Source organism: Streptomyces armeniacus, from assembly GCF_003355155.1.
Classification (GTDB): Bacteria; Actinomycetota; Actinomycetes; order Streptomycetales; family Streptomycetaceae; genus Streptomyces; species Streptomyces armeniacus.
This window is the reverse complement of record NZ_CP031320.1, coordinates 1,591,011-1,606,277: the sequence shown is the minus strand read 5'-3', so window position 1 is coordinate 1,606,277 and position 15,267 is coordinate 1,591,011. Positions and strand designations below refer to the sequence as shown.

Here is a 15,267-nt window from a genome sequence, read left to right as displayed (position 1 = left end):
AGGAGCGAGATGCCGGAATCCGTACGGGACAGCCTGCTGTTCCAGCCGATCCGTGTCGGCGCGATGGAGCTGCGCAACCGGATCATGCTGCCGCCCCACGGAAGGCTGACGGGCGACCCGTTCGGCAGCGAACGGCAGGCGCGGGCCAGCACGGCGTACTGGCGCCGCCGGGCCGAGAGCGGCGCGGCCTGGATCTGCGGCATGAACGCGTTCGTCGGCAACACGCTCATCCCCGGTTTCGAGCCAACCGGCCTCGGCGCGACCACCCGTGGCGTCTTCCGGCTGCCGCAGTTCCGCGAGCGTGCCGCGCAGTACGCCGAGGCGATCCACTCCGCGGGGGCGTACGCCTCGGCCCAGCTGATCGTGCAGGGCGGCATGCCGCACTCGCCGTCGGGCGTGCTGGCCAACCACACCAACAACCAGGTCCCCCATGTGCTGACCCGCGACGAGATCGCCTGGTTCACCGGGGAGTACGCGTACTCCGCCGCGGAGGCGCAGGCCGCGGGCCTCGACGGCGTCGAACTGCACGCCAATCACGAGGACCTGCTCCAGTTGTTCCTCTCCCCCGCCACCAACCTGCGCGCCGACGAGTACGGAGGAGACGAGGCACGGCGGCTGCGGCTGCTCCTCGATGTCCTGCGCGCCATCCGCCGGGAGGTCGGTCCCGGCTTCACCGTCGGCGTACGGCTCAACATGGACGAGCTGTTCGAGGGGGGCTACGGTCTCGACGGAGGGCTGGCCCTCGCCGCGGCCCTGGAGGCCGCCGGCACCGTTGACTACCTGCACTGCGTGATGGGCAACAACTGGGGCGCGCCCAGCTACATCCAGCCGCATCACTACGGCGTGGCGCAGTGGTCCGGCCTCGCCCGCCGGTTCAAGGACGCGCTGGACCTGCCGGTGATCTACACCGGGCGGGTCGCGACGGCCGACGCCGCCGCCCGCGTGGTGGACGAGGGCGACGCCGATGTCGTCGGGCTGGCGCGGGCGATGTTCGCCGACGGCGACTTCGTCGCCAAGGCCCGCACCGGCCGCGCGCGGGACATCAGGCCGTGCATCGGCACCAACGACTGCCTGCACCGCGTGACCGTGGAGGGGCTGCGCTTCGGCTGCTCGGTGAACCCGGAGACCGGCCGCGAAAGCGAGCCCGGCCCTGTCCGCGCGGCGCCCGCCAGGCACGTACTCGTGGCGGGCGCCGGCCCGGCCGGCCTCGAACTGGCCGCGCTGCTGGCGGAACGGGGCCATCACGTCGCCCTGTGGGAACGGGAGCACGAGATCGGCGGCCAGCTGCGGATCGCGGCGAGGGCGGCCGAGAACGCCGCGTACGCCGACTTCCTGGCGTTCCAGGAACGACGGCTCACCGGCCTCGGGGTCCGTGCCGAGACCGGCCGGGAGGCGAGCGCCGACGCCGTCGCGGACGCCGGTTTCGACGTCGTCGCCGTGGCCACCGGGGCACGCGCGCGCCGCCCCGCGATCCCCGGCGCGGACCTCCCGTTCGTGGTCGACGGGCGCGAGGTGCTGCTCGGCAGCGCCGAGGCCGGCCGGAGGGTGCTCGTGGTCGCGATGGAGGACCACATGCAGCCGCTCACGATCGCGGGCCATCTCACCGATCTCGGCAGCGAGGTGACCGTGCTCTACCCGACGCCCGCCATCGCCCCCCTCGTGGGGAAGTATTCGATCGGCGCGCCGCTCGCCAAGCTCTCGGCGGCGGGCGCCCGGGTCGAGGTGATGGAGCGGGTGGCGGCCATCGAGCCGGACCGCGTCGTGTCCCGCAACGTCTACTCCGGCGCGGCCCGTGAGCACAGCGGCTACGACTCGGTGGTGCTGGCGTGCGGAGGAGAGCCGGAGTCCGCGCTGTACGAGGCGCTGCACGGCCGGGTGCCCGAGCTGCACATCCTGGGTGACGCGTACGCGCCGCGCCGGATGTCGTTCGCGACGCGGCAGTCGTACGAACTCGCGCTGCGCCTCTGAGCGGCGTACGGGGAGTGCGGGGGCCGACGGCCCGGCGGAAGACCCGTCAGAAGCCGAGGTCCCGGCCGATGATCTCTTTCATGATCTCCGTGGTGCCCCCGAAGATGGTGTGAATCCTCGCGTCCCGCCAGGCCCGCGAGATCGGGTACTCGTCCATGTAGCCGTAACCGCCGTGCAGTTGCAGGCAGGTGTCCGCGGTGCGCTTCATCAGCTCGGTCGTCCACCACTTGGTCTTCGCCGCGTCGACGGCGCTGAGCGTACCGGCGTTGAGCTCCAGGATCGCCCGGTCCAGATAGACCTGCGCCATCTCGATCTCGGTCGCCATCTCCGCCAGCTTGAACCGGCTGTTCTGGAACGTGCCGATCTCCTGCCCGAACGCCTTGCGGTCGTGGCAGTACCGCACGGTCCAGTCGAACGCGGCCTGTGCCACCGCGACGGCGACCGCGGAGATCGACAGCCGCTCCTGCGGCAGATTGGCCATCAGATAGGAGAAGCCCCGGCCCTCCTCGCCCAGCAGGTTCGCGGCGGGCACCCGTACGTCGTTGAACACGAGTTCGGCGGTGTCCTGCGCGTGCATGCCCGCCTTGGCCAGCTTGCGGCCGCGCTCGAAGCCGGGCATGCCGCGTTCGACGACGAGCAGGCTGACGCCGCGCGCACCGGCCGAGGGATCGGTCTTCGCCACGACGATCACCAGGTCCGCGTGGATGCCGTTGGTGATGAACGTCTTGGTGCCGTTGAGGAGGTACGCGTCGCCCTCGCGGACTGCGGTGGTACGCACCGCCTTGAGGTCGCTGCCGGTGCCGGGTTCCGTCATGGCGATCGCCGTGACGGAGCCGCCGGAGCAGAAGCCGGGCAGCCAGCGGGACTTCTGCTCCTCGGTGCCGAGTTCCAGGAGGTACGGCGCCACGACGTCGTTGTGCAGCCCGAACCCGGAGCTGAGGGACGCGGCGCCGCTGCGCGCGAACTCCTCGACGAGCACCGCGTTGTAGCGGAAGTCCGGTTCGTCACCGCCGCCGTACCGCGCGGGAACCGCGGTACCGAGGAAGCCCGCCTCCCCCGCGAGGTGCCACAGCTTCCTGTCCACCAGCCCCTCGGCCTCCCAGCGGTCGTACTCGGGAGTGACGTGACGCTTGATGAACTGGCCTACGGCGTCCCGGAAGGCGTGGTGATCGGCCTCGAACAGTGTGCGTTCCATCAACGGCTCCGTCGGGTGAGTGTGTCGGTCAGCTCCCCGTCCGCTCCATTTCCTCGCCCTCGCTCACCCAGCGCAGCAGCCCGTGCACCGGAGACCCCTTGGACTTGGGCGCCGCGGCTGCTTCGTTGACGAGCTCGTACAGGCGGTTGAGCACCCGGATGCGGTGCTCGAGCTCCGAGAGCCTCTCCTGGAGGATCGCCTTCGTACGGGCGGAAGCGGACGTCCCGGTCAGCGCGAACTGGCCGAGTTCGGCGATCTCTTCGAGACCGAAGCCGAGCTGCTTGAGGATGCGTGCACCTTCCACGTAGAAGATGTAGTCACGCGGGTAACGGCGCGTCCCTCCCGCGGTCCGCTCGGGCGGCGGGAGGATGCCGAGCTCTTCGTAGTAACGGATGGTGCGGGTGGAGACGTTGGCCTGCTTGGCGAGCTCTCCGATGCTGAGCAGATCGCCCCTCGCGCCGCCCTTGGCGGCGCCGCCGGAGTTCGCGCGCCCGGCAGCCGGGCGAGCGGGTTGCTTCGGGCCTGTGGCCGCGCCTCGCGTGCGCGCCGCCGACCCCCGACGTTCTGCCATGGCATTCCCCTTCGAACCTGTGGCCCGCACATTTACCTCTTGACGGAACCCGTTAAGGGTATCAATCCTAGTCGCGCCCGTACGCCGGATTCCGAGAGGGCCGCGCCAGGTGGTCAGCCGGGGCCACCGGCGGCCGGCCGTGCGCCGACCCAGATGTTGATCCGCGCCGAGACGACGAGTTCGTCGCGCTGGTTGAGTATCTCCTCGTTGAGCGTCACGACACCCCCCGGCTCCTTGTCCTTCTTCTCCAGGACCTCCATGACGGGACGGATGGTGTCGCCGAAGAAGCAGGGGGCCCGGAACGCCACATCCGCCATGCCCATGAAGGCCAGGACGCGGCCGGGCAGCAGGGGGATGAGGCCGGCGCCGCAGGAGAGGACGAGCAGCCCGTGGGCGACGCGCTGCTTGAACGGCGTGGTCTTCGCGTACTCGGCGTCCATGTGCAGTCCGAAGTGGTCGCCGGTCACTCCGGCGAAGTTGACCACATGGGTCTCGGTGATGGTCACCCCCGTGAACTCGCGGCTGTCGCCGACGGCGAGTTCGTCGTAGTACCGGTCGAACATGCGGACTCCTCACTGGCGCCTTCCCGGCTCCCGAGCCGCGGCACGAAAGCAAGACTTGACGTTCAACGTTATATCTCATCATGATGCTCTCGTCCACCACCGGCGCTCCCCCGCCGTCCGGTGCGCAGCGGACCCGCCCACGCCACGGAGAGGCCGAAATGACGAAGACAGGCGAGACACGCACCGCCACGGCGAGCAGATACCGGGTCGCCGGCCGGTGGCAGGAAGTCGACGACGCCAGGACCCTGCCGGTGGTCTCACCGGTCGACGGGTCGGTCACGGGCAGCGTCCGCGAGTTCACGCACGCCGAGATCGACGAGGTCTTCGCTTCCGCAGGCGCGGCCCAACGGGCCTGGGCCGCGCGGCCGCTGACCGAGCGGGCGGACCTGCTCCACCGCTTCGCCGACCGCCTCGCGGAGAGCGCCGGCGAGATCGGCGACGTACTCATGATGGAGATCGCCAAGCCGGCCAAGGACGCGCGGGACGAGGTCGTACGGTCCGCGGACTACCTGCGGCACACCGCCGAGGACGCCAAGCGGATCATCGGCGAGTCGCAGTTCTCCGACTCGTTCCCCGGGCAGGCACGCAACAAGCTGGCCGTCGCCCACCGCGTTCCGCTGGGCACGGTGCTGGCGATCCCGCCGTTCAACTACCCCGTGAACCTGGCCGTCTCCAAGATCGCACCGGCCCTGGCGACCGGCAACGCCGTCGTGCTCAAGCCGCCGTCGCAGGGCGCCCTGAGCGCGCTGATGATGTGCGAACTGGCCTACGACGCCGGCGTCCCCCCGGAGGTCCTCCAGGTGGTCACCGGCCGCGGGTCCCGGATCGGGGACTATCTGGTCCGGCACAGCGGTGTCGGCCTGATCTCCTTCACCGGATCTTCGGAGACCGGCGCCGACCTGGCCCGCAAGGCGGGGATGGTCCCGCTCCTGCTCGAGCTGGGCGGCAAGGACCCGGCGATCGTGCTCGACGACGCCGACCTCGACGACGCCGCCGCGGACATCGTGGCCGGCGCCTTCTCGTACAGCGGGCAGCGGTGCACGGCCGTCAAGCGAGTGCTGGTGATCGACAGCGTCGCGGACGAACTGGTCGCGAAGATCACGGAACGGACCGCGAAGCTCACCGTCGGCGACCCGCGGGACAACGCCCAGATCACCCCGCTCGTCGACGCGGACGCCGCGGCCGGTGCGGAGCGGCTGGTCCACGACGCGGTCGCCGGCGGTGCCGTGCTGGCCCTCGGCGGGACGCGTACGGGCAGGCTCGTGCGGCCCACCGTGGTGGACCACGTCACCGAGGACATGGAGCTCGCCTGGGTGGAACCGTTCGCCCCGGTGCTGCCGGTCCTGCGCGTGGGCAGCGCGGCGGAGGCCGTCCGGCTCGGCAACAGGTCGGAGTACGGGCTCCAGGCGGCCGTCTTCACCCGTGACATCGACGCCGCCATCCAGATCGCCGCCCGGCTCGACGTGGGCACCGTGCAGGTGAACGGCCGCACGGCCCGCGGCCCGGACCACTTCCCCTTCGTCGGGACCAAGGCGTCGGGCATGGGCACGCAGGGTGTGAAGCCGTCGATCGAAGCGATGACGCGGGTGAAGTCCCTGGTGGTGAACCTCAGCGGGAAGGACCTCGACGGTACGGCCGCGTCCTCGCGGCCCTGACCCCGTGCGCCGTACGGGCGGGGGGCCGCGCACGGCGAAGGGGCCTGCCCGGCCGGGGTGTCGGTGGATCCTCCGGCGGGGCAGGCCCCCGTTCGCGTACGCCGTGAGCGCTTGGGCGGTGGGCGGTCAGGGCATGACGGGCGGGGTGTAGCCGAGGGTGTAGGAGAACGCCGTCAGGAACCCCAGCGCGACCGGTGCGACGAACAGCAGCTGCAGGAACGTGAAGCCCACGAGGTGGCGTGCGCGCAGCGACAGGATGCCGAGCAGCGGGAGCATCCAGAACGGGTTGATGAGGTTCGGCAGCGACTCGGCGACGTTGTAGACCTGCACGGTCCAGCCGAGGTTGGCCTCCACCTCGTTCGCGGAGTCCATCACGTAAGGCGCTTCGATGAGCCATTTCCCGCCTCCGGAGGGGATGAACAGGCCGAGCACCGCCGAGTAGACGGAGACGACCAGGGCGAAGGGCACGACGGAGGAGAGCGAGGTGAAGCCGTCGGTGATGTAGTCGGCGACGGAGTGGCCCGACGCGTTGGTGGCGCGGGTCATGACGGCCGCGATCGCCGCGTAGATGGGGAACTGGATGAGCACACCGCTGGTGGCGGGCACGGCCTTGCCGACGGCGGTGAGGAAGCTGCGGGGCCGCCAGTGCAGCAGCATGCCGAGCATGATGAACAGCAGGTTGTAGGTGTTCAGGCCGGAGATGGTCACGATCGGGTCGGACCCGGCGAACGTCTGCACCGCCCATCCCCCGCCCATCGCCACGACCAGCACGGTCAGCAGCGGGCTGTACTCGAGCCACTCGCCGGGCCGCGTACGGGGCGGCAGCTTCTCCTCCGGGGTGTCGAGGTCGACGCCGAGGTCGGCGGCCTTGCGTACGTGCCGCCCCCGGGGTGCGGAGAAGTAGGCGACCGCGACGACCACGGCGATGAGGACCACGGCGAGCAGCATGGACTGCCAGAGGAAGATGGTGTCGCGGAACGGGATGACGCCGGTGATGGGCATCAGGCCCTTGGGAATGCTGTCGGGGTTGGCCTGCAGCTGCGCGGCGGAGGAGCTGAGCCCCAGCGCCCACACGCTGCCCATGCCCATGAAGGCGGCGGCGCCGGCCGCGCGGTAGTCGAGGTTCAGTTCGTCCCGGCGTGCCGCCTGGCGGGCGAGGAGGCCGGAGAAGATGAGGCTGAAGCCCCAGTTGAACAGCGAGCTGACGGTGCTCACGGTGGCGACGAGCGCGACGGCTCCCGGGCCGGTCGCGGGCAGCGACGCGATCCGTACGATCAGCGCGCGGGCCACGGGCGCGGTGGCCACCACGTAGCCGCCGATCGCGACGAACGCCATCTGCATGGCGAAGGGGATCAGGTCCCAGAACCCGTCGCCGAACTCCTGCGTGACGGTGGCCGGGGAAGCACCGATCGACAGCGCGCCGGCCGTGACGACGACGAGGGCGATCAGCGCGAAGATGAACGCCTCGGGGAACCACCGTTCGGAGAAGTTCGACATCCGGACCGCGAGGCGGGACAGCGCGCCCGCGTCGTCCCCTCCGGAGTGGTCCGTACCCGGGTCGGGTTGAGCTTTCGTGGCCGGCATCAGCACTCCAGGAGAGGGTCGGTACTCGTGTACACGGTGACGGCGGCGACGAGATCGGCCAGGCCGGTGCCCACCGTCTTGAAGACGGTGATCTCGTCGTCCGCGCGGGGGCGCGGCGTGGTGCGAGGGCACAGTTCGGACAGGGTCGCGGCGATGTCCTCCCCGGTCAGCACCCCTTCCGCGAATCCGGTGACGATCTCGCCCGCTTCGGTGCGTGCGGCGTCGTGGTCGATGAAGACGGTGGCGCGGCCCAGCAGCGAGGAGTCGACCTCGTGCATCTCCGGGCGGAAGCTGCCGATCAGGTCCAGGTGCGTGCCCGGCGCTATCCACTCGTCGCGGAGGACCGGTTCGCGGGCGAGTGTGCACGTGGTGATGATGTCCGCGCGGGCCGCCGCCGCCGGGAGGTCGCCGACCGCGGCGGCGTCCACGCCCCGTTCGGCGAGCGCTCCGGCGAGCGCCTCGGCGCCCGCCGGGTTGTACGGGTCGGCGACGAGCGTCGTCTTGATCCCGGGGCGTACGGCGGCGTACGCGTCGTACACCGCACTGCCGATGTGCCCCGTGCCGACGATGAGATGGACGCGCGAGTCCTCCCGCGACAGCAGGGACGCGCCCAGGGCCGCCGTTCCGACCGTACGCCTGCGGGTCAGCTCGCCGCCGTCGACCAGTGCGAGGTGCTGCCCCGTGCCGCCGTCGGCCAGCACGTAGACCGAGGACAGCGCGGGCAGCCCCTGTTCGGCGTTGCGCGGGAAGACGTCCACGAGTTTCACCCCGAGGAACTCGCGGTTCCAGGCGGGCATCACCAGCAGCGTGGCCTCGTGTCCTGCGCCGAGCGAGTAGTGCTTGCGGGGCGGCACTTCGGCGTCCTGGGTCATCCCGGACCGCAGGGCGGGGATGAGGACGTCGTAGTCCAGCCGTGCCGCCGTACGGGCGGCATCGAAGTAGTGCACGTGGGTCTCTCCTCGGGTTTCGTGAGGTCCGGTCAGGCGTCGAGGACGACGTCGGTCGCCGGAACGGCCTGGCAGGTCAGGCAGGCGTCGCCGGTGTCGGGCGGGTCGGTGAGATGGGCGACGGAGCCGGAGAGCACCCGTACGGCGCAGCTCTCGCACTGGCCGACCCGGCAGCCGCTGGGCAGGCGCAGGCCGTTGCGCTGGGCCAGGTCGAGCAGCGGGCCGTCCTGCGGGCGCCACGTCAGGCTCGTGCCCGAGGCGCGGAAGGTGACCGTGTGCCGCGCGTCGCCCGTGGGCACGGGCCGGGGCGGCGGCGCGAAGCGCTCGGAGAAGATCTCGAAGCGCGGTACGCCGCGGGCCACGAGCCCCTCCGTCACGTCGCGGATCATCGTGTCCGGGCCGCAGAGGTAGAAGCGGGCCCGCTCGTCGATGTCCGCCTGCGCGACGGCCCCGGCCGACACGCGTCCGGCGTGTTCGTAGTCGCGTCCCGGCCGGTCCTCGGGCCCGGGGCTGCTGAGGTGCCGTACGAGGCGCAGCCGCGGGATCTCGTCGGCGTAGCGCCGCAGCCGCGGCCCGAAGCACGTGTCGGCGCCGCTGCGGTCGCCCTTGTGCACGGTGATCCGTGCGCCGTCGCCGCCCCTGCGGGCGATCTCGGCGAGCTGGCTGAGGAACGGGGTGATGCCGACTCCGGCCGCCATGATCACGACGGGGAACGGCGGGTCGACGGGCAGGGTGAAGCCGCCCGCGGGCGGGCTCACGGCCACGGTGTCGCCGACGCGCAGCGCCGTGTGGACGTACGTGGAGGCGGCGCCGTCGGGCAACAGGCGTACGGCGACGGAGTGTTCACCGCCCGGCGCTCCGGTGAGGGAGTACGACCGGGTGACCTCGGCCGCGTCCTGTACGCCGCTGAGCGCCAGCCCGACGTACTGGCCGGGCCGGTGCGGCGCGGCGGAGCCGCCGTCGGCGGGGCGCAGCCGCACCTCGAGCACGTCCCTGCCGCGCTCGTTCAGCTCCACGACGGTGAACGGGCGGGTGGCGCCCGGCTCCTGGGCGGGCGCGCCTTCGTCCGGCGCCCGTACGTCGCAGGGCACGCCGCGCATCCGGAGCGATCCGCTCACGGGGTCGGCGGGCGTGCCGGAGACGGCCGCGTTGAAGTTGACGTCCCCCAGGACCGGGTCGGAACCGGGCAGTCCGAGGTCCGGCGCCGCCTCCCACCAGCCGTACTCGGCCACCACCACCCGCGGGTCGAGATCCGGATCGAGCACCGCGCGCATCCGGAGCCCGCCGTGGGCGGTCGCCACCCGCACCGTGTCGCCCTCGCCGAAACCGCGCTGCCGGGCGAGTTCGGGCGCGACCTCGACGGTGGGCTCCGGGTGCTTGCGCCGGAGCGAGGACAGGGCGCGGTGCTGGCTGTGGCAGAAGTACCCGCTCTTCGCGCTGGTCAGCAGGAACGGCAGCGACTCCGCCTCCACCGGGCCCGCGTCGGGTACGCCGGGGTGACCGGCCCGTACGAGGCGCGCGGAGTAGAACTCGACGCGGCGGGTGGGGGTGTTGAACCCCGTGACGGTGCCGTCGGCGGCCCGCTCCCGGTACTTGCGGTACACGGTCCGCAGCGGGATCCGGATGCCGCCCGGCTCGCGGCGCAGCTCCTGGGTGGTCAGCCCGGTGGGCTCCAGGACGTGGTTCCAGGCGGCCTCGATGTCGCCGTCGAAGAAGTCCGCGCCCATGCCGAGCCGGCAGGCCAGCTCGAAGACGATCTCCGTGTCCGAACGCGACGCGCCGACCGGCTCGACCATCCGCTGCCGCAGCTGCACCAGCTCCTGGGCACGCTCGTTGATCTCGAATCCGGCCTTCAGGGCTTCCCGTTCCCACGGGCTGTTCACCGGCAGGACGATGTCCGCCAGCTCGGCCGTGGGGTTCATGAACAGGTCGCAGTGCACGTGGAAGTCGAGGGCGCGCAGGGCTTCGCGGCCGCGTTCCGGGTCGGGCTGGGAGACCAGCAGGTTGGCGCCGAACCCCAGCAGCGCCCGTACGCGGTACGGGTCGTGGTCCAGCATCGCCGTGTACAGGTCGTGCGCGGTGACCCAGCCGGTGGCCGGCGGGCCGAGCGGGCGTTCGCGCAGCCCCAGGGTCTTGGCCCGCTGGCCGGGCTCCAGCTGGTCGGGCGCGGTGACGGCGTTGACGGGGACCCGGGGCAGGACGACGTTGCCGCCGGGGGCGTCGTAGCAGCCCTTGAGCGCGTAGAGCGTGGCGATGGCCCGTTCCGTCTGGGTGGCGTTGCCGTGCTGGCCCACGCCCGTCCACGAGTGGTACGCCACGCTGCGGGCTGCGGCGAACTCCTCGGCGAAGGCGCGGAGTTCCGCCTCCGGGATCCAGGTGTGGCGGGCGGTCCGCTCCAGGGTCCACGGCTCGCAGGCCCGGGCGTACAGCGCGAACGCGGGCCGTACGCGTACGGTCTGCCCGCCGCGGACCGTCACCGTGAACTCCCCGTGCAGCGCGAAGTCGCCGGGGCGCTCGGCGTGCGCGCGGGTGTCGTAGGGGCGGGGGCCGTCCGTGGCGAGGTCCCAGACGACGAAGCAGCCGTCGGGGGCGCCGGGGTCCAGCTCGCGCGCGGTCAGCTGCTCGCCGGTGTCGTCCCGTACGAGCAGCGGGCCGTTGGTCCACGACCGTACGAAGGCCGCGTCGTAGCGCTCGCCGTGCAGCAGGTACCGGGCCACGCCCAGCGCGAGCGCGGCGTCCGCGCCGGGGCGGATGCGCAGCCAGTGGTCGGCGTCCCGGGCGCTGGTCGACCGCCGCGGGTCGACGACCGCGAGGCGGGCGCCCCGCTCCTGCCCGTCGCGCAGCGCGACGGCCTGGGCGAGCCAGGTCTTCGCGGGGTTGTGCCCCCACAGCACGGCGAGGTCGGTGGCGGCGTAGTCGGCGGTGGGGAGCGCGCTGCCGAAGGTGAAGGCGTGGGCGAAGTCCTTGTGCCAGTTGCAGATCTCTGTGGCGTAGCAGATGTTCGAGGCGCCGAGGCGGCGGATGAAGCGCTCGACCCACTCGATGGAGTCCGACATCGGCGTCGCGCTGGGCGAGGTGACGGCGAACCCGATGGCCTCCGCCCCGTCCTCCGCGCGGATCGCGGAGAACCGCTCGGCGATCTCGGCCATGGCCTCGTCCCAGCTGATCTCCTCCCAGCCGGGGTCGTCGGCGTGCTTGGGGCGCGTACGGCGCAGCGGGCTCGTCAGCCTGCGGGTGCTGTGCGCGATCTCCGGGGCGGCACGGCCCTTGGGGCACAGCGCGGTGCCCGTCGGATGGCCGGGGTCCGGCGCGACCTGGGTGATCCGCCCGGACTCGACGGTGTAGACCGCACCGCAACGTGATCGGCACAGCGTGCAGTATCCGCGCTTTGTCTCAGCTGGCACGACCGGGTCCTTTGCGTGCGGAGGAGAAGGGGAGGAAGCTCGAGGTGAGACGATTGGTGGTGGGTAATCGATTACCGCTCAGCGGTGCCCGGTAGTATGCGAACCGCCGGATCAGGGTGTCAAGAGGGCAGAGGACTAGGGAGGCAGCCGCAGTGGAGCGACTACAGCGGGTGAGTCTTGGCGAGCAGGCGCTGGTGATCGTGCGGCAGGCCATCGTCTCCGGGGAGATCGGGCCGAACGAGATCTACTCCGCCTCTGCGCTGGCGACCCGCCTGGGCGTGTCCAACAGCCCCGTACGGGAAGCCATGCTCACCCTCGTCAACCAGGGCATCCTGGAGCCCGTACGCAACCGCGGCTTCCGCATCGTGCCCATCAGCGAGCACGACCTGGACGAGATCGGCGAGATGCGCCGCATGCTGGAGGTCCCGGGCGTCGTCGCGCTGATCGACCGGGCGAGCGACGAGGACATCGAGGCGCTCCGGCCGATCGCCGAGGAGATCGAATGCGCCGCGCGCTCCGGTGACGTCGCCGTCTTCCTCGATGCCGACCGCCGGTTCCATCTGAGCCTGCTGGAGCTGGGCGGCAACAGCCGGCTGGTCAAGACCGTCGCCCAACTCCGCGACCAGACCCGCCTCTACGGCGTCAGCGCCCTCGCCGAACAGGGAACCCTGCAGCAGACCGCGCCCGAGCACTTCGAGATCCTCGACGCCCTGCTCGCGCGTGACGCGGCGGCGGTCGAGCAGGTGATGGCCCGTCACCTCGACCACATCAGGGGCGAATGGGCGGGAGAGGCTCCCGGCCCGGCCCCCGGCGCAACCGCGGACCGCTCGGCGGTCGGCACGCGCTGACCCGTACTCCTTGGCCGGCCCCGGCCCCGGCCCCGGCCGCCGTCCCGCGCCCCGGTGCACCGCCGTGGCGCGGCCGGGTGCACCGCCGTGGCGCGGCCGGGGCCGTCCTCAAGCGCCGGACCGGCCGGGGTGGCGGGCGGCTCCGCGCGTCAGGTGAGGCGCTGCACCAGGTCCATGGCGACCGTGACCGCCCCGCCGGTGAAGAGCACGAGAAGGCAGCCGCCTCCCCCGCCCCCCTTCCCGGAGCGCTTCTGCTCGGCCACCCTCTCGACCTCGGGAATTCCTCCCCGGTGGTAGGCACTGCCCAGCTCCTGCCCCGCGCAGTACCCGCAGTCCCACCCGCCGAACTCGGCTTTCTCCCGACCGCACTTCGAACACGTGGCCATGAACTCCCCCTGTCGGCCCACCACTTGTCCGCCGAGGTTAGCCAGACCGGCACCTCTCCAAGGAGTCGTGAACAAGACGTAGCAGGGTAAACACCAGGCCATCGCCGGGCTCATCACTGGCGGTGGGCGGGGTTCAGACGCGGATCGCGAGCTTTCCCCGCGTGTGGCCGCGTTCGGCGTACGCGTGTGCTTCCGCGGTGCGTTCGAGCGGGTAGGTCCGCTCGATGCGCGGTGTGTAGCGGCCTTGCCGGCCGAGGTCGGCCGCTTCGGCGAGGAGTGCGGAGCCGTTCTCCGCGTTGGCCACGTGCACACCCAGGCGGTGCGCGTTGGCGTGGTCGGCGACCGTCGCCACGCGGGCGGGGTCGCCCGCGATCGCGACGAGATCGGCCAGGGACCCGGAGGCGGCAGTGTCGAGCACGAGGTCCACGCCGCCCGGAGCCAGGGCGGCGAGGCGCTCCGCGAGGCCGCTGCCGTAGGTGGTGGGAACGGCTCCGAGAGAGGTGAGAAACCCGTGGTTGCGCTCACTGGCCGTCCCGATCACGGTGGCGCCCTGAGCCGCCGCGATCTCGACGGCGGCGCTGCCCACGCCTCCGGAGGCGCCCTCGACGAGCAGGGTGCGTCCCCGCAGCGGGCCGAGCGCCTTGAGCCCGCCCATCGCGGTCACGGATGCCAGACCGGCGCCGGCGGCCTCCTCGTCGGTCCACGTGGCGGGCGTGTGGGCCCAGGCCGAGAGCACGGCCAACTCCGCTGTCGCGCCGGTGACTCCGCCCAGCCCGAAGACACGGTCGCCGGCGTTCACCCCCTGCACGCCGTCGCCGGTCTCGTCGACCACGCCGGCGGCGTCACGCCCGGGAATCGCGGGCAGGTCCACGGGGAGCACCTCGCGCACCGCACCGGAACGCACCTTCCAGTCGACGGGGTTGACGCCGGCCGCCGCGACGCGGACGCGGATTTCTCCGGGCCCGGGAGGCGGGTCCGGTGCCTGCTCGACCACGAGGGTCTCCACACCGCCGTACTGGTGGTATCGGACTGCGCGCATGACGTTCTGCCTTTCCATCCGGCCGGAACCGGCCGTTCGCCGATGTCCGCCACGCTAGAAGCTGACACTGGTGTCAGGTGCAAGTCGGGCGGGCCGCCCGGACCCGCGAGCCCGGGTGGGTGGCCTGGCAGCGAGCCTCACATCCACGTCACAATGCGGAAGTTGCCGACGCACGACGCATGACGACGCATGACGAAGCACGACAACGCACAACAAGGAGGCCCCCGGTGTCCGGAGAAGGCTCGCTTCCCTGTGAGTTCGAGGGCCTGCATCACATTCAGCTCGCCATTCCGCCGGGCGCCGAGGAGGAGTGCCGCCGCTTCTGGGGTGGGATCCTCGGCATGACGGAGCTGGACAAGCCGCCGGTCCTCGCCGCCCGTGGCGGCTGCTGGTTCCGCGGCGGCGGCCTGGAGGTCCATCTGGGCGTGGAGAAGGACTTCGCCCCGGCCCGCAAGGCCCATCCGGGAATCCTCGTGAGGGACCTCCGCGCTCTCGCCGCCCGCCTCGAGGAGGCGGAGGTGGAGGTGGTCTGGGACGGTGAGTTCCCCGGCTACGAGAGGTTCCACACGCACGATCTCCTGGGCAATCGCCTCGAGTTCATGGAGCCGCTCCGGTAGTCGCGCCGATTGCCGCAGCGCGTACGGGCCGGCTCAGCGCGGGTCCGACGTGTCGCGCCAGACCGACAGGGTGAACGTGGCGTGGTCCACCGGGGCGGGCTTGCGGAGCGTGACCAGGGCCGTGTGGCCGTCGCGCGTGAACACGCAGATCTGGCGTTCCGGACCGGCCTGGTCCACGTCGACGTTCTGGGTGAAGGCCACCTGCTTGCGGCAGATCTCCAGCGAGCCCTCGCGGTGCGCCGCGAGCAGGGCGAGGCGGTTGCCGTCGCGGGTACGGAACCGGCCGGTGTGGTAGCGGAAGTCGATCTCGTCCTTGTTCCGGGTGCCGGAGCGGGCCGGTTTCAACGGGTCGGCGTCGAGGTTGACGTGCCAGCCCTCGGGGAGCCGTACGGTGCCGTGGTCGGTGGGTTCGCGGTCCGGCTCCCGGTCGGGGGCCCGCGCAGCTCGGTGCCGTCCGACGCCTCGCGGCAGGCCGCCAGGACCTCGGTGA

Annotated in this window: 13 protein-coding genes; 4 read left to right on the top strand and 9 right to left on the bottom strand. The window is 71.9% G+C overall.

Features of this window, described 5'->3' with window-relative positions; translation table 11 throughout:
• The first annotated feature begins 9 nt into the window (after nt 1–9).
• Nucleotides 10–1,968, top strand: a complete 1,959-nt coding sequence (locus tag DVA86_RS07060; RefSeq protein WP_208876672.1) for an oxidoreductase — start codon at nt 10–12, stop codon at nt 1,966–1,968.
• Between the two features lie 46 nt (nt 1,969–2,014).
• Here DVA86_RS07060 and DVA86_RS07055 read toward each other — a convergent pair whose 3' ends face one another.
• The 3 genes from DVA86_RS07055 to DVA86_RS07045 all read right to left on the bottom strand — a co-directional run bounded on the left by DVA86_RS07055 (nt 2,015) and on the right by DVA86_RS07045 (nt 4,297).
• Nucleotides 2,015–3,163, bottom strand: a complete 1,149-nt coding sequence (locus tag DVA86_RS07055; protein WP_208876670.1) for an acyl-CoA dehydrogenase family protein — start codon at nt 3,161–3,163, stop codon at nt 2,015–2,017.
• 28 nt (nt 3,164–3,191) lie between these two features.
• Nucleotides 3,192–3,734 (bottom strand): MerR family DNA-binding transcriptional regulator, encoded by a 543-nt coding sequence (locus DVA86_RS07050; RefSeq protein WP_208876668.1) that lies wholly within the window; start codon nt 3,732–3,734, stop codon nt 3,192–3,194.
• Between the two features lie 113 nt (nt 3,735–3,847).
• Nucleotides 3,848–4,297: a MaoC/PaaZ C-terminal domain-containing protein gene (locus DVA86_RS07045; RefSeq protein ID WP_208876666.1), complete on the bottom strand. Its 450-nt coding sequence runs from the start codon at nt 4,295–4,297 to the stop codon at nt 3,848–3,850.
• A gap of 158 nt (nt 4,298–4,455) precedes the next feature.
• Between DVA86_RS07045 and DVA86_RS07040 the strand changes: the two genes are divergently transcribed.
• Nucleotides 4,456–5,952 carry an aldehyde dehydrogenase family protein gene (locus DVA86_RS07040; protein WP_208876664.1) on the top strand — a complete coding sequence of 499 codons (1,497 nt, stop codon included), beginning with the start codon at nt 4,456–4,458 and terminating at the stop codon, nt 5,950–5,952.
• Between the two features lie 126 nt (nt 5,953–6,078).
• Here DVA86_RS07040 and DVA86_RS07035 read toward each other — a convergent pair whose 3' ends face one another.
• The 3 genes from DVA86_RS07035 to DVA86_RS07025 are packed head-to-tail and all read right to left on the bottom strand — an operon-like array spanning nt 6,079 to nt 11,887.
• Complete coding sequence (locus tag DVA86_RS07035; RefSeq protein WP_208876663.1) at nt 6,079–7,536, bottom strand: short-chain fatty acid transporter; 1,458 nt, start codon at nt 7,534–7,536, stop codon at nt 6,079–6,081.
• Entirely contained in the window at nt 7,536–8,483 is a 948-nt protein-coding gene (gene lhpI / locus DVA86_RS07030) for a bifunctional Delta(1)-pyrroline-2-carboxylate/Delta(1)-piperideine-2-carboxylate reductase (protein WP_208876661.1), read from the bottom strand. The genes DVA86_RS07035 and lhpI overlap by 1 nt, the downstream gene beginning before the upstream one ends.
• A 32-nt stretch (nt 8,484–8,515) precedes the next feature.
• A complete protein-coding gene (locus tag DVA86_RS07025) occupies nt 8,516–11,887 on the bottom strand; it encodes a molybdopterin-dependent oxidoreductase (RefSeq protein WP_208876659.1) in 3,372 nt (1,123 codons plus the stop codon).
• 170 nt (nt 11,888–12,057) lie between these two features.
• Between DVA86_RS07025 and DVA86_RS07020 the strand changes: the two genes are divergently transcribed.
• Nucleotides 12,058–12,735, top strand: a complete 678-nt coding sequence (locus tag DVA86_RS07020) for a GntR family transcriptional regulator (protein ID WP_208884461.1) — start codon at nt 12,058–12,060, stop codon at nt 12,733–12,735.
• A 149-nt stretch (nt 12,736–12,884) separates the two neighbouring features.
• Here DVA86_RS07020 and DVA86_RS07015 read toward each other — a convergent pair whose 3' ends face one another.
• Nucleotides 12,885–13,121: a hypothetical protein gene (locus DVA86_RS07015; protein WP_208876658.1), complete on the bottom strand. Its 237-nt coding sequence runs from the start codon at nt 13,119–13,121 to the stop codon at nt 12,885–12,887.
• A 133-nt stretch (nt 13,122–13,254) separates the two neighbouring features.
• The gene (locus DVA86_RS07010; protein WP_208876656.1) at nt 13,255–14,160 is read right to left on the bottom strand and encodes an NADP-dependent oxidoreductase; all 906 of its coding nucleotides are present in this window, start codon (nt 14,158–14,160) and stop codon (nt 13,255–13,257) included.
• 227 nt (nt 14,161–14,387) lie between these two features.
• Here DVA86_RS07010 and DVA86_RS07005 point away from each other — a divergent pair, with 227 nt between their 5' ends.
• Entirely contained in the window at nt 14,388–14,777 is a 390-nt protein-coding gene (locus DVA86_RS07005) for a VOC family protein (RefSeq protein ID WP_208876654.1), read from the top strand.
• 33 nt (nt 14,778–14,810) lie between these two features.
• On the opposite strand, the gene DVA86_RS07000 is transcribed toward DVA86_RS07005, so the two are convergent.
• The gene (locus tag DVA86_RS07000) at nt 14,811–15,122 is read right to left on the bottom strand and encodes a hypothetical protein (RefSeq protein WP_208876652.1); all 312 of its coding nucleotides are present in this window, start codon (nt 15,120–15,122) and stop codon (nt 14,811–14,813) included.
• Between the last annotated feature and the right edge of the window lie 145 nt (nt 15,123–15,267).